The organism is Lautropia mirabilis (assembly GCF_900637555.1).
Classification (GTDB): Bacteria; Pseudomonadota; Gammaproteobacteria; order Burkholderiales; family Burkholderiaceae_E; genus Lautropia; species Lautropia mirabilis.
Genome location: NZ_LR134378.1, coordinates 697,399 through 719,125, shown reverse-complemented (window position 1 = coordinate 719,125; position 21,727 = coordinate 697,399). Strand labels below are relative to the sequence as shown.

15 protein-coding genes are annotated in these 21,727 nt (G+C 66.0%); 9 read left to right on the top strand and 6 right to left on the bottom strand.

The window, feature by feature from the left end; all coding sequences use genetic code 11:
* Positions 1 to 30 precede the first annotated feature (30 nt).
* Positions 31 to 2,634, bottom strand: a complete 2,604-nt coding sequence (locus tag EL249_RS02880) for a heavy metal translocating P-type ATPase (RefSeq protein WP_005674459.1) — start codon at positions 2,632 to 2,634, stop codon at positions 31 to 33.
* 285 nt (positions 2,635 to 2,919) lie between these two features.
* Here EL249_RS02880 and putP point away from each other — a divergent pair, with 285 nt between their 5' ends.
* Positions 2,920 to 4,440, top strand: coding sequence for a sodium/proline symporter PutP (putP, locus tag EL249_RS02875; protein WP_005674460.1), 1,521 nt, complete (start codon positions 2,920 to 2,922; stop codon positions 4,438 to 4,440).
* A gap of 73 nt (positions 4,441 to 4,513) precedes the next feature.
* On the opposite strand, the gene EL249_RS02870 is transcribed toward putP, so the two are convergent.
* Together EL249_RS02870 and EL249_RS02865 are read right to left on the bottom strand one after the other, a co-directional pair.
* On the bottom strand, positions 4,514 to 5,272 hold the full coding sequence (locus EL249_RS02870; protein WP_005674461.1) for a prolyl oligopeptidase family serine peptidase: 759 nt from the start codon (positions 5,270 to 5,272) through the stop codon (positions 4,514 to 4,516).
* 230 nt (positions 5,273 to 5,502) lie between these two features.
* Positions 5,503 to 6,675 (bottom strand): hypothetical protein, encoded by a 1,173-nt coding sequence (locus EL249_RS02865; protein ID WP_126348064.1) that lies wholly within the window; start codon positions 6,673 to 6,675, stop codon positions 5,503 to 5,505.
* A gap of 475 nt (positions 6,676 to 7,150) precedes the next feature.
* Between EL249_RS02865 and EL249_RS02860 the strand changes: the two genes are divergently transcribed.
* A complete protein-coding gene (locus tag EL249_RS02860) occupies positions 7,151 to 9,394 on the top strand; it encodes an FUSC family protein (RefSeq protein WP_005674463.1) in 2,244 nt (747 codons plus the stop codon).
* A gap of 147 nt (positions 9,395 to 9,541) precedes the next feature.
* Positions 9,542 to 10,441 carry an SDR family oxidoreductase gene (locus EL249_RS02855; RefSeq protein ID WP_005674464.1) on the top strand — a complete coding sequence of 300 codons (900 nt, stop codon included), beginning with the start codon at positions 9,542 to 9,544 and terminating at the stop codon, positions 10,439 to 10,441.
* On the opposite strand, the gene EL249_RS02850 is transcribed toward EL249_RS02855, so the two are convergent.
* The 3 genes from EL249_RS02850 to EL249_RS02840 all read right to left on the bottom strand — a co-directional run bounded on the left by EL249_RS02850 (position 10,410) and on the right by EL249_RS02840 (position 12,801).
* Complete coding sequence (locus EL249_RS02850; protein ID WP_005674465.1) at positions 10,410 to 11,183, bottom strand: amino acid ABC transporter ATP-binding protein; 774 nt, start codon at positions 11,181 to 11,183, stop codon at positions 10,410 to 10,412. The genes EL249_RS02855 and EL249_RS02850 overlap by 32 nt on opposite strands.
* A complete protein-coding gene (locus EL249_RS02845; protein ID WP_005674466.1) occupies positions 11,180 to 11,968 on the bottom strand; it encodes an amino acid ABC transporter permease in 789 nt (262 codons plus the stop codon). Before EL249_RS02845 ends, EL249_RS02850 begins: the two co-directional genes overlap by 4 nt.
* 65 nt (positions 11,969 to 12,033) lie before the next feature.
* On the bottom strand, positions 12,034 to 12,801 hold the full coding sequence (locus EL249_RS02840) for an ABC transporter substrate-binding protein (RefSeq protein ID WP_050781942.1): 768 nt from the start codon (positions 12,799 to 12,801) through the stop codon (positions 12,034 to 12,036).
* A 328-nt stretch (positions 12,802 to 13,129) separates the two neighbouring features.
* Between EL249_RS02840 and betB the strand changes: the two genes are divergently transcribed.
* The 6 genes from betB (at position 13,130) to EL249_RS02810 (ending at position 21,727) form a co-directional block, all read left to right on the top strand.
* On the top strand, positions 13,130 to 14,596 hold the full coding sequence (gene betB, locus EL249_RS02835; RefSeq protein WP_126348063.1) for a betaine-aldehyde dehydrogenase: 1,467 nt from the start codon (positions 13,130 to 13,132) through the stop codon (positions 14,594 to 14,596).
* Positions 14,597 to 14,776: 180 nt separating this feature from the next.
* Positions 14,777 to 16,462, top strand: a complete 1,686-nt coding sequence (gene betA / locus EL249_RS02830) for a choline dehydrogenase (protein ID WP_005674470.1) — start codon at positions 14,777 to 14,779, stop codon at positions 16,460 to 16,462.
* Between the two features lie 13 nt (positions 16,463 to 16,475).
* The gene (gene betT / locus EL249_RS02825; protein WP_005674471.1) at positions 16,476 to 18,542 is read left to right on the top strand and encodes a choline BCCT transporter BetT; all 2,067 of its coding nucleotides are present in this window, start codon (positions 16,476 to 16,478) and stop codon (positions 18,540 to 18,542) included.
* Positions 18,543 to 18,728: 186 nt separating this feature from the next.
* Positions 18,729 to 19,370, top strand: coding sequence for a pyridoxamine 5'-phosphate oxidase (gene pdxH / locus EL249_RS02820; RefSeq protein WP_005674472.1), 642 nt, complete (start codon positions 18,729 to 18,731; stop codon positions 19,368 to 19,370).
* A 312-nt stretch (positions 19,371 to 19,682) separates the two neighbouring features.
* A complete protein-coding gene (locus EL249_RS02815) occupies positions 19,683 to 20,642 on the top strand; it encodes a hypothetical protein (protein WP_126348062.1) in 960 nt (319 codons plus the stop codon).
* 23 nt (positions 20,643 to 20,665) lie between these two features.
* Complete coding sequence (locus EL249_RS02810; protein WP_005674476.1) at positions 20,666 to 21,727, top strand: NAD(P)-dependent alcohol dehydrogenase; 1,062 nt, start codon at positions 20,666 to 20,668, stop codon at positions 21,725 to 21,727.

Genomic DNA, 21,727 nt, shown 5'->3' with positions numbered 1-21,727 from the left:
CCCACCCGGAGACCGTCCCTGCCCATCAGCTCAAGCATTCTCCCCGCGCCCGAAATGCCGCAGCCGCAGCGCATTGCCCAGCACGAACACGCTGGACAGCGCCATGGCACCAGCCCCCAGCATCGGGGACAGCAGGATGCCGAAGGCCGGGTAGAGCGCGCCCGCAGCCAGCGGGATCAGCGCCGTGTTGTAGGCGAAGGCCCAGAACAGGTTCTCGTGGATGTTGCGGATGGTGGCCCGCGACAGCCCGATGGCCTTGGCCACCCCCTGCAGATTGCCCGACATCAGCACCACGTCAGCCGCCTCGATGGCCACGTCGGTACCGGTGCCGATGGCCATCCCCACCTCGGCCTGCGCCAGCGCCGGCGCATCGTTGATGCCGTCGCCCACATAGGCCAGCGCCCCATGGGTGGCCTGCAGGCGCTTCACTGCCTCCACCTTGCCCGCCGGCAGCACCTCGGCCACCACCTCGTCAATGCCCAGTTTCCGGGCAATGGCCTGCGCGGTCCGGGCGTTGTCACCGGTGATCATCGCCACCTTCAGTCCCTGCGCGTGCAGCGCCGCAATGGCCGCCGGCGTCGTCACCTTGATCGGATCCGACACCGCCACGATGGCGGCCAGCTTGCCGTCCACGGCCACATAGAGTGGCGACTTGCCCTCGCACCCCAGGCGCTGTGCCACCTCGGCAAAGGGGCTCACATCCACCCCCAGCGACTGCATGTAGCGGTCGGCCCCCACGGCCACCGGTACCCCGGCAGGCTCCGCAGAGTCAGTGCCCACTTTCGATGAATCCTGTACCCGTGCGTGTACGCCCAGCCCCGTCAGCGACTCGAAGTCCTGCACCGCCGGCAGCGCCAGCCCCTCGGCCTCGGCGGCCGCCACCAGCGCCCGCGCAATCGGGTGCTCGGAGCGCGACTCCAGCGCCGCCACCTGGGCCAGCACCGTGGCACGCTCGAATCCCGGCCGCACCTCCAGGTCGGTCAGCGCCGGCCGGCCCTCGGTCAGCGTGCCGGTCTTGTCCACCGCCACCACCTTCGCGTCCTTCAGAAGCTGCAGCGCCTCACCCTTGCGGAACAGCACGCCCAGCTCGGCCCCGCGGCCGATGCCCACCATGATTGAGGTCGGCGTGGCCAGCCCCATCGCGCACGGGCAGGCAATGATCAGCACCGCCACCGCGTTGACCAGCGCAAAGCCCAGCGCCGGCGTCGGCCCGAACACCATCCAGATGACGAAGGTGATGAGCGCAGCCGTCATCACGGCTGGCACGAACCACATCGTCACCCGGTCCACCAGGGTCTGGATGGGCAGCTTGGAACCCTGCGCCTGCTCCACCATCCGGATGATCTGCGCCAGCACCGTCTGGCCGCCCACGGCCGTGGCCCGCAGCGTGAAGGCGCCGGTCTGGTTCACCGTGCCCCCCACCACCGGGCTGCCTGCCGTCTTGGCCACCGGTACCGGCTCACCAGTGATCATCGACTCGTCCACATAGCTGTCGCCCTCGATCACCTCGCCATCCACCGGCACCCGCTCGCCGGGGCGCACCTCCACCACGTCCTGCGCCCGCACCTGAGCCAGCGGCACATCCACCACCTGGCCGTCACGCCGTACATGGGCCGTGCGGGCCTGCAGGCCCGCCAGCCGCTGGATGGCCTCCGACGTGCGCCCCTTGGCCCGCGCCTCCAGGAAGCGCCCCACCAGGATCAGCACCACGATCACCGCCGCCGACTCGAAGTACACGTTCACCGAGCCTGCCGGCAGCACTGACGGCAGGAAGGTGGCCACCGTGGAAAAGCCCCACGCGGCCAGCGTGCCCACCGCCACCAGCGAATTCATGTCGGGCGCCCCGCGCAGCAGCGCCGGAATGCCTTTGCGGTAGAAGCGCAGCCCCGGCACGAACAGCACCAGCGTCGTCAGCACGAACTGCAGGTACCAGCTGTTCTGCGTGCCGATGGTGTGCGCCACCCAGTGATGGAAGGCCGGCACCATGTGCCCACCCATCTCCAGCAGGAACACCGGCAGCGCCAGCGCTGCCGCCAGCCACAGGTCACGCCACAGCGCCTGCTGCTCGGCCGCCTTGCGATCCACAACAGAGTGAGCACCCGCTTCCCTGGAAACACCGCCACCATGGGCATCAGCGCCCTCGCCCGCAGCCCCCGGGGCCGCACCGGCATCCTCACCGCCGTCCACCACCCGTGCCGGATACCCGGCCTTCTCGGCCGCCGCCAGCAGCGCCGCCACCGGCGCCAGCCCGCTCACCGTCGCCCGTTCCGTGGCCAGGTTCACGCTGGCCGAACGCACGCCCGGCACCGCCTTCAGCGCCCGCTCCACCCGGCCCACGCATGAGGCGCAACTCATCTCATCCACCTGCAGCACCACGGTGCTCTCGGGCACGTCGTAGCCCATCTTCTGCACCGCCTGCACCAGCTGCTGCGTCTCCAGCGGCTCGGCCAGCGTCACTGTGGCCCGCTCGGTGGCCAGGTTCACGTTCACCGACGCCACCCCGGGCACCTTGCCCAGCGCCATCTCCACCCGCCGCACGCACGACGCGCAGCTCATGCCCTCGATGGGCAGCACAAGAGTCTGGGCCGCCTTCTGCAGCCCGGTGCCGGACACAACCGGATTCGGTTCATTCATGATCCATTTCCTTGCCGTTTCACGGCCTTGCTGGAGCCTCCAAGCATAAACCTTCCCATCGTGGGAAGGTCAATGCCCCTGCAATCAATAACCATTCCATCAGTGGTCCCATGACACCTTGCGCGTAGAATCCGCCACCTTGCCAGCGTTTTCGTGCAGGATGCCCTCCCCTGTCCATCCTGACGACAATCCGGCAGATCCCTACGGCCCCATCCCGCGGCCGACCCTCCGGATCTGCCCGGCCTTTCCGCCGGCATCTATCCATCCGATACAAGGAGACGGTCCATGACCATGACCCCCGCAGATACGGCAACCACCATCATGTTTGCCATCTACCTGGTTGCCATGCTGCTGATCGGCTGGCTGGGCTACCGGGCCACCAGCAACCTGTCCGACTACATCCTGGGCGGACGCAGCCTGGGCAGCTTCGTCACCGCCCTGTCGGCCGGCGCCTCCGACATGAGTGGCTGGCTGCTGATGGGCCTGCCTGGCGCCGTCTACGCCAGCGGCCTGTCCGAATCATGGATCGCCATCGGCCTGTGCATCGGCGCCTGGCTCAACTGGTACTTCGTGGCCGGGCGCCTGCGCGTCTACACCGAGAAGGTCGGCAACGCCCTCACCATGCCCGACTACTTCACCAACCGCTTCGAGGACCACAGCAACCTGCTGCGCATCTTCACGGCGGTGGTCATCCTCGTCTTCTTCACCCTGTACTGCGCCTCCGGTGTCGTGGCCGGCGCCCGCCTCTTCGAGAGCATGTTCGGCATGCCCTACAGCGTCGCCCTCTGGGTCGGCGCCCTGTGCACCATCGCCTACGTCTTCATCGGCGGCTTCCTGGCCGTCAGCTGGACCGACACCATCCAGGCGTCACTGATGATCGGCGCACTGATCCTCGCCCCGCTGATGGTCATCTACAACCAGGGCGGTGTCACCGAGAGCATCCAGCTCGTCGAACAGATCAAGCCCGGTGCCACCAGCCTGATGGGCGACCTCGACACCCTGGCCATCCTCTCGCTGGCCGCCTGGGGTCTGGGCTACTTCGGCCAGCCGCACATCCTCGTGCGCTTCATGGCCGCCGAATCGCTCCACACCATCCCCAACGCCCGCCGCATCGGCATGATCTGGATGTTCCTGTGCCTGTTCGGCTCGGTCGGCGTCGGCTTCTTCGGCATCGCCTACTTCGGCAGCCACCCCGAAATCCCCAACACCGTGGCCGCCAACAACGAGACCGTCTTCGTCGAGATCTCCCGGCTGCTGTTCAACCCCTGGATCGCCGGCCTGCTGCTGGCCGCCATCCTGGCTGCCGTCATGAGCACCCTGTCCTGCCAGCTGCTCGTCTGCTCCAGCGCCCTCACCCAGGACCTCTACAAGACCTTCCTGCGCCGCGGCGCCTCCGACCATGAACTGGTCTGGGTCGGCCGCGCCATGGTGCTGCTGGTCTCCGTCGTCGCCATCTGGCTGGCCTCCGACCCCAACAGCGAAGTGCTGGGCCTGGTCAGCTACGCCTGGGCCGGCTTCGGTGCCGCCTTCGGCCCCGTCGTGCTGCTGTCGCTGATGTGGCCGCGCATGACCCGCAACGGCGCACTGGCCGGCATGATCGTCGGTGCCCTCACCGTCATCATCTGGAAGAAGACCAGCTGGGCCGCCCTGGGCATGCCCGTGCTCGATACCGTCTACGAGATCATCCCGGGCTTCCTGCTCTCGACCCTCGCCGTCGTCATCTTCAGCCTGATCTCGCCGCCGCCCTCGGCCAGCATCCGCCAGACCTTCGACGAAGTGGAAACCGACGTGCGTGAGCACGGCTAAGCGAAGCCTTCTCTTCAAACCAAGGGCCAGATCATCCACTGCACGGATGACTGGCCCTTTTTTCGCCAGCCCCTCAGCCGCAGCTGTCCCCGCCCGGCTCGGCGCCCTGCACGCGCATGGCGGCCTGCCACAGATGACGCGGCACCCGTGACTGCAGACGGTCCACCAGCCAGCCCACCAGCTCGGCACTCAATGCATGGCCCTCATGCGGCACGATATCGGCCATCACGTCCGCATCACGCTTGACCAGGTCCTCGGCCGTCTTCACCGAATGACGGAAATGCACGCTCTGGTCCGCCTTGCCATGCACCAGATGCAGCACCAGCGTCGGTGACACGGCATCAGGCACCGGCCCGAAACGTCCTCCCACAGTGCTCACGCGACCGCAGACCGGATGTCCGTCACCGGCTGACGCCATCGCGGCCGCCAGCGCCATCGTGGCCCCTTCGCCCACACCGATCAGTGCCGTGGCCTCGGGCAGCACCTTCATCTGCGCCTGCCAGCTACGGATGCTGCCGATACAGCCCGGCAGTGCTGCCTCGATAGCCCCTGCCAGCGCCTCATCTTCCCAGGCCGTCAGCAGCGCACGGCCTTCCATGGGCGTGTCCGTTGCCCCGGCCTGCGTCTCACCCACCGGCTCCAGCCAGCCATGATCTTCACCCACGGCGTGCGGCCCCTGCAGCGCCACGATGGCCGCTGAACCAAAGGCCTTGCCCAGCGCCTCACCCAGAGGCGTCATCTCCTGCCAGGACTGACCGGCATCGCAGAACAGCAGAAACAGCTGGGCAGCGCCGCCTTCCGGCGCCGGCTTGAGGATATGGGCAATGGCCATGATGTCTTCCCGTGGCAGGTGAAAAAGCCGTCATGCTGCCACAACGGCAGCACACTGCGCACAGATGGCGTCTCCCTGCCCAAAGCGCAAGGGAAGGACCGGATCATCCCGCAGGACGATCCGTTCCTTCCCCATGGACAAACCCCAGCTGCACAGCTGCACGGCAACCCAGCAACCCAGGCTGCCAGGGATCACGAAGGTCCCTGGCCCTCATGAAGACGCAGTCGGTCTTACTGCGCAGCAGCCTGCGGTTGTTCGGCACCAGCACCCTGCGCCGCTGCCTGCTGGCCGGCCGCCGGTTGCTCTGCGGCGTTCGTACCTGGCAGCGCCGACTCCCAGTACCTCAGGCCCGCCCCCTTCTGGTGGAAGGAACGATCATCCACCACATAGGTTCCCAGATCCTCCGGCGCATACGAGTTCACTCCCCAGATATTGCAGGTCAGACGCCGGAAGCCCTTGACCGCCGTATTCGTGCACAGTCGGACTTCTCCTTTGCGCCTTCCCTTCAGAAAGAGCAGTTCCGTGAAGTTGCCTTCAGCATCCTTCCAGTGCTGCAGTACGGTATCGAATGGAATGATCTCTCCATATTTCACGTCATAGGTCCTGTCGCTGGTGAGCGGGACCTTCCACGAGCCGTCCTCAAGCTCCTGATAGGCAATGTTCCTGACGACCGCCCTTCGTTCCAGTCGCATCAGCAACTTCCCTTCCCGAATCCCGGAAGCCGGGGAAAACCAGGCTGCGCCATACGACCAGGCAAAAGAGCTTTCATCGAGCGTCACCCCCATGATCGAAGCCAGGGGCTCATAGCCTCCCGGAAATTCCTGGAGCTTTTCGGGACGCAGGATGCTCTGGGACCCCAGTCTGATCTGGTGCGTGCCATCCACATCCGTGCTGCCATCAATATCCTCGATCTTTTTTTGCGTATATTGGTGGGCAAACACATTCGGTGCCTTGGAGGATGCGTCCAGGGGTTTGCCTTCCGGCGGCGGGCCAGAAAGCGGCAGCCCCGGATCGGAAAAGGCCATGACCTGTGTTCGCTCCATGGTCGGGTCGTCATAATCCCGGAACGTGTTGTTCTGAACCAGAAGATCGGCTGCAACTTCCCCGCGGATCCCGTGCTCCGTCACTCCGGTGTCCGCCTTCGCAGCCTCCTGCTGACCCGCCGCCTCGTTTGCGGCCCCTTGCGCTACAGGCGCAGCCGCATCGGCTGCCGCTGCCGATGCAGCCCCATCCGTGCCACGGCCTGGCGCCTGCGCATTGCCGTCAGCCTGCTCTGCCTTCAGCTGCTTCACCTCGGCACCCGATTGCGCTGCACCGTCATTTGCGCTGTCACCGCCACAGGCGGCCAGCAGTGACACCAGCACTGCTGCTCCTATCCAAAGACCCTGCTTGTTCCCGGTCATCTGTCCGACTCTCCTCATGACATTTCCATGAATGGCGCCGCATCGCCCGGTTCAGGCCCGGCGGCAACACGGCTTTTTCAGCATAAGGAACAGTCACCGATACAGGTGATTCATGATGAATGAAACTGTTTCGCGTCCCCCCAATAAACCATGGCAAAACGTGCAGAAAGTGAATCCATGCGGCTCATTCCTGGTCGGAACATGAAGTCCAATCCGTCGGTTTGCGCCGCAGAACACCCACTGCCCGATGAACCACGCTGACCCGCCAGACACCGCAGCCCCTGACACGGCAGCATCCACACCCGGCGCTTTCTGAAGCCACGGCACCCTGGGCACCACGCCCGCATGCCGACCATCTCCCGCCGGTTGGCGCCAGGCCGCACACCATGCAGAATAAGGTGCCATTCCTGCCTGCGACGGCAGCACTGCCGCCCGCACGCTCCGACTGCCCCAGCGGCCGGCCCTGAAGTTCACCATGCGTCCCCTGAAGTTCTCCCCCCGCACCCGCGCCTTCCTGCGCGTCCTGCTCAGCCACTACATCACCAATGGCATCACCGCCTGTCTGGGACTGCTGGTGATATCGCTCATCGTCGAGAACTGGCTGGGCGCCTATGCGGCCTCGCTCGCCACCGTCGGCGTCATCGCCGTCACGCCGCCGGACGTGGCCGCGCCGCGCCGGGGCAAGCTGCGCACGATGATGCTGCCCTTCATCGCCGGTGTGCCCGTGTTCTACATCGTCCAGCTGCTCAACGGCCGGCACCTGGAACTGGGCATCTTCCTCACGTTCTTCTCGTTCCTGGCCTTCCTGGCCATGGCCTGGGGCAAACGGGGCATTCCGGTGGCCATGGGCATGATGTTCACGGCCATCTTCTCCATCGCCAGCCACCGGCCCGGAGCCGAAAGTGCGGCCCTTCAGAGCACGCTCTATTTCAGTATCGGCGCCGGTCTCTACGTCATCTGGGCCACGCTGGCCAACCTGGCGCTCAACGCCCGCTACCGCGCGCTGGCCATGGCTGACGTGCTGATCTCGCTGGCCGACCTGATCCGCACCGAGGCACGCCAGTTCCGCCACCAGCGCGCCTGTGACACGGATGAGTGCGAGGCGCTGCTGAGCCAGCTGCTGAAGGCCCAGGCCGCGCTGGCCGACCAGATGCAGGCCACCCGCGACATCGTGCTGGAATCACCCCGCACCCCGTTCCGCCAGCGCATTGCCGGCATGCTGGTCATCGTCATCGACATCCGCGACCAGCTGCTGGCCAGTGAGCTGGATCTGGATGGCCTGCGCACCCACCCGCGTCACCGCCACGCCCTGGCCCAGATGCGCTCGGTGCTCGATGAGCTGGCCGACGAGGTGGATGCCCTGGCCGACGCGCTCTTCCTGGGCTACCGCCCCCGCCCCGCCATCGACCGCCGCACCCGCATCGCCACCATCCGCTCCACCCACGACTACGAACAGGACGGCTTCAGCCTGGGGCCCACCCCGGCCATGCTGGTGCGCGGCATCGCTCACCGCATCGGTCACATCAACGACGAGATCCTGCGCCTGTCACGCACCGCCCGCGGCGAGCAGATGCCCAACCTGGCCATCGTGCGCGCCAACTGGCAGATGTTCGTCAGCCCCACTGCCTGGTCGTGGGCACCCTTCTTCTCGGTCTGGGGCTGGAAGACCCCGCAGATGCGCCACGCCATCCGCGCCGCGCTGGCCATGGGCACGGGCTATGCCGTCTCCATCAACCTGCCCTGGGGCGGCCTGCACGACTACTGGATCCTGCTCACCATCGCCGTCGTGCTGCGAGGCAGCCTGTCGCAGACGCTGGAGCGCCGCAACCAGCGCGTAGCCGGCACCCTGGTGGGATGCCTGCTCACCATGGGCCTGCTGGGACTGCATCCGGCCAGCATCGTGCTGCTCGTCGTCATGACGGTGGCCCAGGGGGCCGCCCATGGCTTTGCCCAGCGCCGCTATCTCGTCACCTCCGTGGCCGGCACCACGCTGGGCCTCATCCAGGCCTACATGCTGGCCTACGGCGACAGCAGCCACGCCACGTTCACCCTCTTCGAGCGCATGGCCGACACCCTGCTGGGCGCCGTCATCGCCTGGGCCTTTGCGTACATCCTGCCCTCGTGGGAACGCGGCCAGATTCCGGCCGTCGTGCAACGCACCATCGATGCCCAGATCCGCCATGCCAAGCTAGCGCTGGACCCCGAACAGCTCAAGAGCGTCGAGGACACCCCCGAGCTGGAATGGCGCCTGGCGCGCCGCGAGGCCTTCGACAGCCTGTCGGCCCTGGTGCAGGCCACCCAGCGCTCCCTGTCCGAACCGCGCGCCGTTCGCCCGCCCATCGAGGCCCTGCAATACATGCAGGTGCACTGCTACCAGCTGCTGGCCCAGCTCAGCGCCGTGAAGGCGCTTCTGGTGCTGCGTCGCGACCGCCTGAACCTGCCCGAAGCCACCGCCGCCCTGGAAAACGCAATCGAACGCATCGAGCGCAAGCTGGGATCCCTGCCCATCGCCCCGCTCAACGACAGCACCGCCGCCAGCACCCTCAGCGATCAGGTGATCCTGCCCGATCCCTTCGAGACCGAGATCACCCCCTGGCTGCTGCGCCGGCTGGATGCCTCCACCAACATCGCCATCCAGATCCGCGACGACGCCTCGCGCGTGCTGCAGATCCTGGACTGGAGCGCGGGGCAGCACCTGGTCGAGTGCGACGCTGCCTGAGGGCTGCTCGGGCAAGTGAGCCCCCGAGGCCGAGACGCTCACCCATCGAGCGCGACACTATCTGACGGCCGCCCGGGGGGCTTCGCTGCCGTCCCGCCCTTCCTTCTGGCATGATGGTTCTTCCAGGGCTCATCCAGGAGAAACGACATGCAACTGGCCATCACCGGCGCCACCGGCCATATCGGCGGACAGGTCGCCCGCCTGCTGAGCGACCAGGGCCTGCCCCTGATCCTGCCGCTGCGCAATCCGTCCCGCGCCCCCAGGCTGCCCGGCTGCGAGCCGCGCCCCTTCAGCTACGGTGATTTCGAGCTGGCCCGCGAGGCCCTGCAGGGCGTCGATGCGCTCTTCATGGTCTCGGCCGCCGAAAGCCCCACGCGCGAACAGGAACATCTCACCCTGGTGCGCGCCGCCCAGGCCGCCGGCATCCAGCATCTGGTGTACCTGTCCTTTGCCGAGGCACGGCCCGACAGCACCTTCACGCTGGCGCGTACCCACGCGATCACCGAAGAAGCCATCCGCCGCTCGACCATGAAGCACACCTTCGTGCGCGACAACTTCTACAGCGAGCTGATGGCCCGGCTGGCCGATGCCGAGGGCGTGATCTGCGGTCCTGCAGAGCAGGGGCGGGTGGCCTGTGTCGCCCAGCGCGATGCTGCCCAGGCGGTCGCCAACATCATGGCCGATATCGCCGCTGGCGGCACGCAGCACCAGGGGCGCACCTACACCCTCACCGGCAACCAGTCGCTGAGCATGGAGGACATTGCCCGCATCCTCACCACCTGCACCGGCAAGCCCCACCGGTTTCACAACGAGACCATTGCCGAGGCCTTTGCCAGCCGCAGGGCGGCCTACCCCGATACCCCGGACTGGGAGATCGAGGCCTGGGTCTCCACCTATACGGCCATTGCCAAGGGCGAACTGGCCCAGGTCACGCAGGACCTGCCCCGGCTCATCGGCCGGGAGCCCCTTACCTTCGAGCAGGTAGTGACGGAAATGGCCAACAGCCCCGCGGCTGTCAGTGCGCCACGCGACTCAGGAAAGCCTTGACGCGGGCGTTGTCGTGCCGGCCGCCGAAGAAGTCGGCGGGCGGCGCCTCGAAGGCGATGCGGCCATCATCGAAGAACAGCACGCGGTCGGCCACCTCGCGGGCAAAGCCCATCTCGTGCGTCACCACCAGCATGGTCATGCCGGAATCGGCCAGCTGGCGCATCACGTCCAGCACTTCCTTCACCATTTCCGGATCCAGTGCCGAGGTGGGCTCATCAAAGAGCATCACGCGCGGTTGCATGGCCAGCGCGCGGGCAATGGCCACGCGCTGCTGCTGACCGCCCGAGAGCGCGTGCGGGTACTTGTGGGCATGGTCTTCCAGGCCCACGCGGGTCAGCAGCGCCATGGCCCGTTCACGGGCCTCCTCGCGCGAGAGCTTGCGCACGCGACGCGGCGCCAGCGTGAGGTTGTCCAGCACCGACAGGTGCGAGAACAGGTTGAACTGCTGGAACACCATGCCCACTTCCTTGCGCAGGGCTTCCAGCCGCTGACGGTCGTCATCGACCTCGATGCCGTCGATGACGATGCGGCCGGCATCGTGCCGCTCCAGCCGGTTCAGCATCCGCAGGAAGGTGCTCTTGCCCGAGCCGGAGGCACCCACGATCACGGCCACCTCACCGGCGTTGAAACCCGCCGTCACGTCGGTCAGCACCTGATGCTCGCCAAAGCACTTGCTGACGTGGCTCACCTCGATCAGGGGGTTGCCGGCACGCTTGTCCTGGTTCATGTCTGCCTGGCTCATTTCTGGCGACCCTCCACGTCCATCCGGTGTTCCACGGCGGTGGAAATCTGCGTGAGCACGGTGGTCAGCAGCAGGTAGATGACTGCTGCCGTGACCAGCGGCGGAATGGGCTGGAAGGTGGAGGACTGGATGCGGTTGGCCACGTTGGTCAGCTCCACCACGCCGATGGCATAGGCCAGCGACGAATCCTTCAGCAGCGCGATGAAGTTGTTCACCAGCGGCGGCAGGGCAATCTTGAAGGCCTGCGGGAAGATCACGTCCCAGAAGGTGTGCCAGTTCGACAGCCCCAACGAGCGGGCCGCCTCGGTCTGGCCGCGCGGCACGGCCAGCAGGCCCGCACGGATGGACTCGGCGTTGTAGGCCCCCGCGTTGAAGGCCAGCGCCACGCAGGCCGAGGTGAAGTCATCCAGCTTGAGCCAGGGCAGCAGCTCGGGCAGAGCCAGAAAGACGAACAGCACCTGCACCAGCAGCGGCGTGCCGCGGATGACCCAGATGTAGAAGGAAGCGATCCAGCGGATGGGCGGGATGCGCGACAGCCGCCCCAGTGCCCCCAGCACCCCCAGCACCAGGCCGGCCACCCCGGAGACCAGCGTCAGATAGACCGTGATCCGGCTGCCTTCGGCAAACAGTTCCGCATTCTCGGCGATCGGTTCCGGCATCCTCGAGAGCGGGATGTCGATGAAGCACATCAGCAGCAGCAACAGGACCACACCCAGCGCAATGGCCAGGCTACAGCGGCTCTGTCGGGACCAGCCTGCTGGCCACCGGGAAAGAAAGAACATCATGATGGGGGGAACACCGGCAGAAGGTGAGGGGGAGTGTAGTCAGAGACCTGGTACCGGGGACAGGCTCAGTCCTTGCAGCGGATGTCCTGGTCGAAGTATTTCTTCGACAGCTTCTCGTAGGTGCCGTCGACCATCACCTCGGCCAGGCCCTTGTTGAAGGCCTTGACCAGTTCGGTGTTGCCCTTGCTCATGGCCCCGGCCATTCTCTCGGGGAAGAGGATCTCGCCCTGCTTCAGACCCGAATCCGGCACCAGCTTGATGGCCTCCATGGCCACGAACTTGTCCGTCACCCAGGCGTCGGCCCGGCCGCTGACGGTGGCTGCACGCGCATCGCGGTCCAGCGGGAAGTTGCGCACCGAGCCGATGCCGTCCATCTTGCGCAGCCGCTCCAGATAAGTGGTGCCGGTCTGCACCGCCACGGTCTTGCCGGCCAGGTCGGCCGCCTTGGCCACCTTGCCATCCTTCGAGACGATGGTGGCGCCGCCACAGTAGTGCGGGTTGGTGAAGTCCACCACCTTGGCGCGCTCCTCGGTGATGCCGTGCGACGAGATGGCTAGATCCCAGCGGTCACGCTGCAGGCCGGCCAGCAGCGAGTCGAAGCTCAGCACCTTCCACTCCACCTTCAGGCCCAGCTTCCTGGCGATGGCGTCGGTCAGCTCCACCTCGAAGCCGGTGAGCTGCTTGCCCTCGAAGTAGTTGAAGGGCTTGAGATCGCCGCCGGTGGCCGCGATCAGCGTGCCGCTCTTCTCGATGTCCGCCCAGGACCGAGCCTGGACACCCGACGCCGCCAGCGCCACACACACACCTGCCAGGACCGAACGCAAAAGATTCATGATGAGACCCGTCTTGAAACCTGAAAACCCCGGATTGGAGCACCCGCCACGACGGCAGGCAATCCGGGCTACCACCCGGCCACCCTCACGGTGCCGCGGCGCTGCAAACCCGCCATTGTACGACGCGCAGCCCTTCTCCTCCCGCCATGTCAGGGACAGAGCCCCTTTCAGGCCGATCACCCCCGGGCAAACCCCGACCAACCGACGGCAATGAAGGGGTAATCCTGCGCGATGCAGGCAAATCAAAGACAATGAGAGCATGTTGTCTGCAATTGATATTGTTTGCCGGCAAATTACCGTTACCCGAACAGTTCTTCAAGACATTGCCATGCCTCTGCTTACTTCCTTCATCGATGGCCGTTACATTCCCGAACGCGCCGATGCCGAGCGCTTCGAGACCATCGACCCCGCCACGGGCGAGGTGCTGGCCGAAGTCCAGGCGGCCACCGATGCCGACATCGACGACGCCGTGGCCAGCGCCCGGCGGGGCCAGCAGGCCTGGGCCACCCTCACCCCGGTCGAGCGGGCCCGCATCCTCAATCGCGCCGTCGAACTGCTGCGCGCCGCCAATCACGAACTGGCCGAGCTGGAAAGCCGCGATACCGGCAAGCCCCTGTCCGAGACCCGGGCCGTGGACATCGTCACCGGCGCCGACGTGATCGAGTACTACGCAGGTCTGGCCGTGGCCATCGAGGGCCGCCAGATCCCGCTGCGCCCCACCAGCTTCGTCTACACGCGCCAGGAACCGCTGGGCGTGGTGGCCGGCATCGGCGCCTGGAACTACCCCATCCAGATCGCCATGTGGAAGGCAGCCCCCGCACTGGCCGCCGGCAACGCCATGATCTTCAAGCCCAGCGAGGTCACGCCGCTGTCGGCGCCCCATCTGGCCGAGATCTTCCTGGAAGCGGGCCTGCCGGCCGGCGTCTTCAACGTGGTGCAGGGCGACTGGCGGGTGGGCCAGGCGCTCAGCCAGCATCCCGACATCGCCAAGATCTCCTTCACCGGCGGCGTGGCCACCGGCAAGAAGGTGATGGCCAGCGCCGCGGCCTCGTCGCTCAAGGACGTCACCATGGAGCTGGGCGGCAAGTCCCCGCTCATCGTCTTCGAGGACGCCGACATCGACCTGGCCGCCGACATCGCCATGATGGCCAACTTCTACAGCAGCGGCCAGGTCTGCACCAACGGCACCCGCGTCTTCGTCCACGCCGCGCTCAAGTCGCGCTTCGAGGAGGCCGTGCTGGCCCGCGTCGCCCGCATCCGGATCGGCCACCCGCTGGAAGACAGCACGAACTTCGGTCCGCTGGTCAGTTTCCCGCACATGAAGAAAGTGCTCACTTACATTGAATCCGGCAAGGAACAGGGCGCCCGCCTGCTCTGCGGTGGCCACCGGATCGAGACCGGCGCCCTGGCCCAGGGCGCCTTCGTGGCCCCCACCGTCTTCACCGACTGCCGTGACGACATGAAGATCGTGCAGGAAGAGATCTTCGGGCCGGTCATGAGCATCCTGTCCTTCGAGACCGAGGCCGAGGTCATCGAGCGCGCCAACCGCACGCCCTACGGTCTGGCTGCCGGTCTGGTCACGCCAGACCTGAAACGCGCCCACCGCGTCATCGGCCAGCTGGAGGCCGGCATCTGCTGGCTCAACACCTGGGGCGAATCCCCCGCCCAGATGCCGGTGGGCGGCTACAAGCAGTCCGGCATCGGCCGCGAGAACGGCCTCCAGACGCTGATGCACTACACGCAGACCAAGTCGGTCCAGGTCGAACTGGGCGACTTCGTGTCGGTCTTCAACTAGGTCCGCCCCGCGGATCTCCAGCCAGCCTGTGACGCAGACGCCTGCCGCAGGCTTGGCCCGGCTCGCTCCAGAAAATTCCGGAGCAAGCGCTCACTTGTTCTGTCGCCCGCATTTCATCAATGGCAAGGCACTGCCGTGCCTGCATGCGGCCTATTCCTTCCGACTTAACACGCTCTTTCCATGGCTCAATCCACTTACGACTACATCATCATCGGTGCCGGCTCGGCCGGCAACGTCCTGGCGGCCCGCCTGACCGAAGATGCGAATGTCCGCGTCCTGCTGCTGGAAGCGGGCCTGCCCGACTACCGCCTGGACTTCCGGACCCAGATGCCGGCTGCACTGGCCATGCCGCTGCAGGGCACCACCTACAACTGGGGCTACAAGACCGATCCCGAGCCCCATATGGACAACCGCCGCATGGACTGTGGCCGGGGCAAGGGCCTGGGCGGCTCGTCACTGATCAACGGCATGTGCTACATCCGTGGCAACGCCCTGGACTTCGACCACTGGGCGAAGAAGGACGGCCTGGCCGACTGGCGCTACCACGACGTGCTGCCCTACTTCCGCAAGGCCGAATGCCGGGACATCGGCCCCAACGCCTACCACGGCGGCCACGGCCCCATCGAAGTGACCACGGCCAAACCCGCCACCAACCCGCTCTTCGAGGCCATGATCGAGGCCGGCGTGCAGGCCGGCTACCCGCGCACCGACGACCTCAACGGCTACCAGCAGGAAGGCTTCGGCCCGATGGACCGTTTCGTCACCCGCCAGGGCCGGCGTGCCTCCACGGCCCGCGGCTACCTGGACATGGCCCGTGAGCGCAGCGGCCTCGTCATCCAGTCCCGCGCCCTGGTCGACACCATCGTCTTCGAAGGTACCCGCGCCGTGGGCGTGCGCTACCAGATCGATGGCGGCGCCTTCCAGACGGCCCACGCCAGCCGCGAGGTCCTCCTGTGCGGGGGCGCCATTGCCTCGCCGCAGATCCTGCAGCGCTCAGGTGTGGGCCCCGGCGAATGGCTCAAGGAAGCCGGCGTGAAGGAGATCCTGGACCTGCCGGGCGTGGGCAACAACCTGCAGGATCACCTCGAACTCTACATGCAGTACGAGTGCCTGCAGCCCGTGTCCATCGCACCGGCCAACCTCTGGTACAACAAGCCCCCCATCGGCGTCGAATGGATGTTCAAGGGCACCGGCCTGGGCGCCACCAACCACTTCGAGGCCGGCGGCTTCATCCGCAGCGATGAGAAGTTCACCTGGCCCAACATCCAGTACCACTTCCTGCCCATCGCGGTGCGCTACGACGGCCGCAACGCCTCCAAGGCCCACAGCTTCCAGGCTCACGTCGGCTCCATGCGCTCACCCAGCCGCGGCCGCGTGCGCATCACCAGCACCAACCCGCAGGAACACCCCAGCATCCTCTTCAACTACATGTCCCACCCGCAGGACTGGGAAGAGTTCCGGGCCGCCATCCGCATCACCCGCGACATCTTCCGCCAGCCGGCGCTGGATGGGTTCCGGGGCAAGGCCATCACCCCCACCGACGACCTGCAGAGCGACGCCGAGCTGGACGCCTATGTCCGGCAGCATGCCGAGACCGCCTACCACCCCTCCTGCACCTGTGCCATGGGCGAAGGCAACGACGCCGTGGTGGACGGCCAGGGACGGGTCCACGGGCTGGAAGGGCTGCGCGTGGTGGATGCCTCGATCATGCCAAACATCATCACCGGCAACCTCAACGCCACCACCATCATGATCGCCGAGAAGATCGCCGACCGGATCCGCGGCCGCGATCCCCTGCCGCCGTCCGATGCCCCCTACTACCAGGCCAACGGCGCCCCCGTGCGCGGCAAGCCCGTCCGGGCCTGAGGGAGGACAAGGCATGCAACAGCACTCCTCATCTGCGCAGCATCCGCCTGGTCAGGACACCGGCAGCACGGCCACGACGACCGTCATCAACGGCACGGCCGACACGCCCGCCACCATCCACCGCATCGTCTTCACGGTCTCGGCACTGCTCACCCTCGCGCTGATCGGCTTCACCCTGGCCTTTCCCGGCATCAGCGAACAGGTGCTAGGCCACGCCATGGCCTGGGTGTCCGACCGCTTCGGCTGGTACTACATGCTGATCGTCGCCGCCTACGGCATCTTCTCGCTGTACGTGGGCATGTCCAAGTACGGCGACATCAAGCTGGGTCAGGACCACGAGAAGCCCGACTTCCCGTACCTGGCCTGGGCCGCCATGCTGTTCTCCGCGGGTATCGGCATCGACCTGCTCTTCTTCGGCGTCTCCGAACCGCTGACCCACTATCTCACACCGGTCACCGGCCAGGGCGGCACGCCCCTGGCCGCCCGGGCCGCCCTGGCGCAGACCTTCCTGCACTGGGGCCTGCACGGCTGGGGCATCTACGCGCTCATCGGCATGGCACTGGCCTACTTCGCCTACCGCCACAACCTGCCGCTGGCGCTGCGCTCGGCGCTCGTGCCCGTGTTCGGCCAGAAGCGGGCCGACGGCTGGCTGGGCCACAGCGTCGACATCTTCGGCGTGGTCTGCACGCTGCTGGGCCTGGCCACCAGCCTGGGCATCGGTGTGCTGCAGGCCAACGCCGGCCTGGCCCACGTCTTCGGCATCGAGACCACGAAGTTCACCCAGGCCGTCATCATCATCATCGTCACCGTCACGGCGGCCGCCTCGGCCATGTCCGGCGTCGACAAGGGCGTGCGCCGGCTGTCCGAGTTCAACATGCTGACCGCCATCCTGCTGGTCATCGCCCTGCTGTTCTCCGGCCCCACGCAGTTCCTGCTCAACGCCATGGTGCAGAACATCGGCGACTACTTCGAGATGCTGCCGGTCAAGACCTTCGAGACCTACGCCTACGAAGGCGCGAAGGGCGCCACCTGGAAATCCACCTGGACCATCTTCTTCTGGGCCTGGTGGGTGGCCTGGGCCCCGTTCGTGGGGCTGTTCATCGCCCGCATCTCGCGCGGCCGCACCCTGCGCGAATTCGTCTTCGGCGTGATGTTCATCCCGCTGGGCTTCATCTTTGCCTGGTTCTCCATCTTCGGCAACAGCGGCATCTTCCACGCCGCCACCGATCCGACCCTGGCCAAGACCGCCATCGAGAGTCCGGCCATGGGCCTCTTTGTCCTCTTCGAGCACTACGCCCATCCAGCCATCTGGTCCAGCGTCTCGGTCATCATCGGCCTGATCTTCTTCGTCACCTCGGCCGATTCAGGGGCGCTGGTGCTGGCCAACCTGTCCAGCAAGGGACTCTCGTCGGGCGACGACGCCCCCATCTGGCTGCGCCTCTTCTGGGCGGCCGCCACCGGCCTCATCACGCTGGGGCTACTGTTCTCAGGAGGCTTCTCGGCCCTGCAATCGGTCTCGGTCGCGGCCGGCCTGCCGTTCTCGCTGGTGCTCTTCATCTACATGGTGGCCATGGCCTACAGCCTGCGCCAGGAGGGCAACCGCCGCAAGGCCAGCACCTTCGACATGGCACCGCCCGCGCTGAACCCGCAGCACAGCTGGCGTGACCGCCTGAACCGCATCCTGAACTTCCCCACGCGCAAGGCGGTGCTGCGCTTCATGGCCGGCACGCTGGAACCCGCCATGCAGGATGTCTGTGCCGAACTGAACAAGCAGGGCGTGCAGACCACCGTCATCCGCAACGAGGAAGACCAGAGCCTCACCTTCGAGGTGCTGCATGGCGAGGAAGTGGATTTCCTTTATCAGGTGAAACCCGTCTCGGCCCTGATGCCGGTATTTGCCATGAACCAGGCCAGCAACCTGGAATCCGACAAGCACCACGAGCGCTACTGGCGTGCCGAGGTCTTCCTGCGCGAAGGCAGCCAGGAATACGATCTGGTCGGCTACACCCGCGAACAGATCATCGGCGACATCCTGAACCAGTATGAGCGCCACATGCAGTTCCTGCACCTGGAGCGCTGAGTCCACGCAGAAGCGCATCCCTGCAGCAAACCGATGCGACTGCCCTTCGGGGCGGCACCCTCGGGAACAGGCCGGCCGTGAGGAGACACCCTCACGGCCGGCCTTCTTCATGCACCGCGCATCCGGACAGGCGGACGCAGACGCCCGTTCAGGGCAGAATATTGGCCTGCCATCAAGGAGACTTCCATGAGCAAACTGGATCTGCACGACATCCGCCAGGACTACTGCCGGCAGGAATTGTCCGAGACCGACTGCGCCAGCCAGCCGCTGGAACAGTTCCGCACCTGGCTGGATGCCGCCATGCATGCCCAGGTCCATGAACCCACCGCCATGAACGTCGCCACCGTCGACGAACACGGCCACCCCAACGCCCGCATCGTGCTGCTGAAGGAAGTCAACGACCAGGGCTTCGTCTTCTTCACCAACTATCAGAGCCGCAAGGGCCGTGCCATCGCCCTGCACCCCTACGTCGCGCTCACCTTCTTCTGGCCCGAACTGGAGCGTCAGGTGCGTGTGGAAGGCAGCATCGACAAGCTGCCCGAAGCCGAATCCGACGCCTACTTCGATTCCCGCCCCTACACCAGCCGCATCGGCGCCTGGGCCAGCCACCAGAGCGAGGTCCTCTCCAGCAAGGCCGACCTGATGGCCCGTGCCGCCCTGGTCGGCGCCCGGCACCCGCTGCACGTTCCCCGCCCCCCGCACTGGGGCGGCTACGTCGTCACGCCCCGCCTGGTGGAATTCTGGCAGGGCCGTCCCAGCCGCCTGCACGACCGCATCCAGTACCGGCTGGAAAACGGCCACTGGATCCGCGAACGGCTCTCGCCCTGAGTAACGATCTTCAACCCTCGCGTTACAGAAGCACCTCGCTTCACTGCCCATTCTGGTGGGTCGGGACATGACCGTTCACACGATGACATGTTCCGGCCCATGCCGAACATGCCCGACACATGACCCCCTCACGTCTTTCCTTAGCATCCCCGAGGAAAGTCCGAACAAGTCCCCCAAGCGACGCACCACGGAACGGGGTTCAGGAAAAGGCGACATTTGCCGTCGTGCGCCCATTCCGGCAATGCGATGACTGCGAAGACTTGCGCAAGCTTTCCTCAACACGGGCAACAGTGCCCCACCAGGAAAGACACCATGAACCAGAGTGCATCCGCATCACGGCCTGCCTTGCCGGGCATTTCCCTTCGTTCCTTCCGTCATGTCCTTGCCGTGGCTATCGGGTTGGCGGCCAGCAGCGTCCTTGCCCAGAGCATCATCTCCACGACGGATGGCCAGACAGCAACAGAACCCCCGGGCAACACCACAACGACCGGACAACCCCTGTCCGATCAGGGCATCAGCGGCGAACTGATGCACACCCTGCTGGGGCTCTCCATGCCGAATGCCAACGGCAACGTCCCTCTGCCGGAAGTCTCTGACGCATACCCCGCCTACATGACCACCTGGAAACGTCAGGAAAATCCGGACCCCGCCTGGCCGGTTATCTCCGCCTTTCAGGGCCACCAGACGGACAATGGCCAAAACACCGACCGGACACCGGATGGCCATTTCCTGCTGGCACGCAGCAACTTCCAGTACACCCTCCAATCCGACCTGCGGGGCTTTAACCCCAACCTGCCCGAGGGCCGCATCCCGGCCGGCTTCATGGGCAGCTATGCCTCCGTGCCCATCCAGGTGAACGATACCGGCATCGTCCTCGGCAACATGATGCATGTCGAGCAGGACACCCCCCTCAGGGGACCCAGGGAATACGAGCTCGAAGCCGCATCCGCCCGGCCCATAGCCCGCACGGATACCGTGCCATTCGATGCCGCCATACAGACCTATTACAGCAGTGACGGTCGCTACGAACTCAGCGTCAGGAAAGGCGAAGAGCCCCGACAGGTCAAGCTCTGCTGGGAAAACAAGGTCGCTTACGTCGACCGCACAATCTGCCAGGTCTGGCATGTCCCCGTCACCTGGGCCTTCGGCAAGGCCCTGAATTTCGACCGCGTCGAGATACAGGACGAACGCAGATACTACTCCCCGGTCGATCCGAGCGAAGGCGGTACCATGTTCTGGGTGTCGGGACCACAGACGTGGGAACGACTGTAGCCAACCCCCAGGAGAGAACGTCCATGACCCAGCACGTCCACGGCTATGCCGCCCACGCAGCCGACAAGCCCCTGGTCCCCTTCCGCTTCGAGCGACGCGATCCCCGGCCGGACGATGTCGTCATCGACATCCTCTACTCCGGCGTCTGCCACAGTGACCTGCACACCGCCCGCAACGACTGGGGCGGCACCACCTACCCCGTCGTGCCGGGCCACGAGATCGTCGGCCGCGTGCGCAGCGTCGGCAAGGATGTCACCCGCTTCAAGCCGGGTGATCTGGTCGGTGTGGGCTGCATGGTGGATTCGTGCCGCCAGTGCGAGCCCTGCCACCATGACCTGGAGCAGTACTGCGAGAACCGCCCCACCTTCACCTACGACAGCAAGGACCGCCACGACGGCATGCCCACCTACGGCGGCTACTCCAACAGCATCACCGTGAGCGATGCCTTCGTGCTGCGCGTACCCGAAAACCTCGACACGAAGGGCGTGCCGCCCATCCTGTGCGCCGGCATCACCACGTGGTCGCCACTGCGTCACTGGAACGTGGGCAAGGGCAGCAAGGTCGCCGTGGTGGGCCTGGGTGGTCTGGGCCACATGGCCATCAAGCTGGCCAAGGCCCTGGGAGCCGAAGTCACCCTGTTCTCGCGCTCGCCCGGCAAGAGCGACGATGCCCGCCGCCTGGGCGCGCACCACGTCATCATCTCCACCGATGCAGAGCAGATGAAAGGGGCGGGCTACCAGTTCGACCTGATCATCGACACGGTGCCGTACACCCACGACATCCAGCCCTACATCCCCACGCTCAAGCTGGATGGCACGCTGGTCTTCGTCGGCCTTCTGGGCAACCTGGAATCCATGATCAACACCGTTCCGCTGATCATGGGGCGACGCGCTGTGGCCGGCTCCGTCATCGGCGGCATCAAGGAAACCCAGGAACTGCTGGATTTCTGCGGTGAGCACAACATCACCGCCGACGTGGAGATCATCGACATGGCCAGCATCAACGACGCCTACGAGCGCATGCTCAGGAGCGACGTGAAGTACCGCTTCGTCATCGATATGGCCACGCTGGACAAGGCGGCCTGA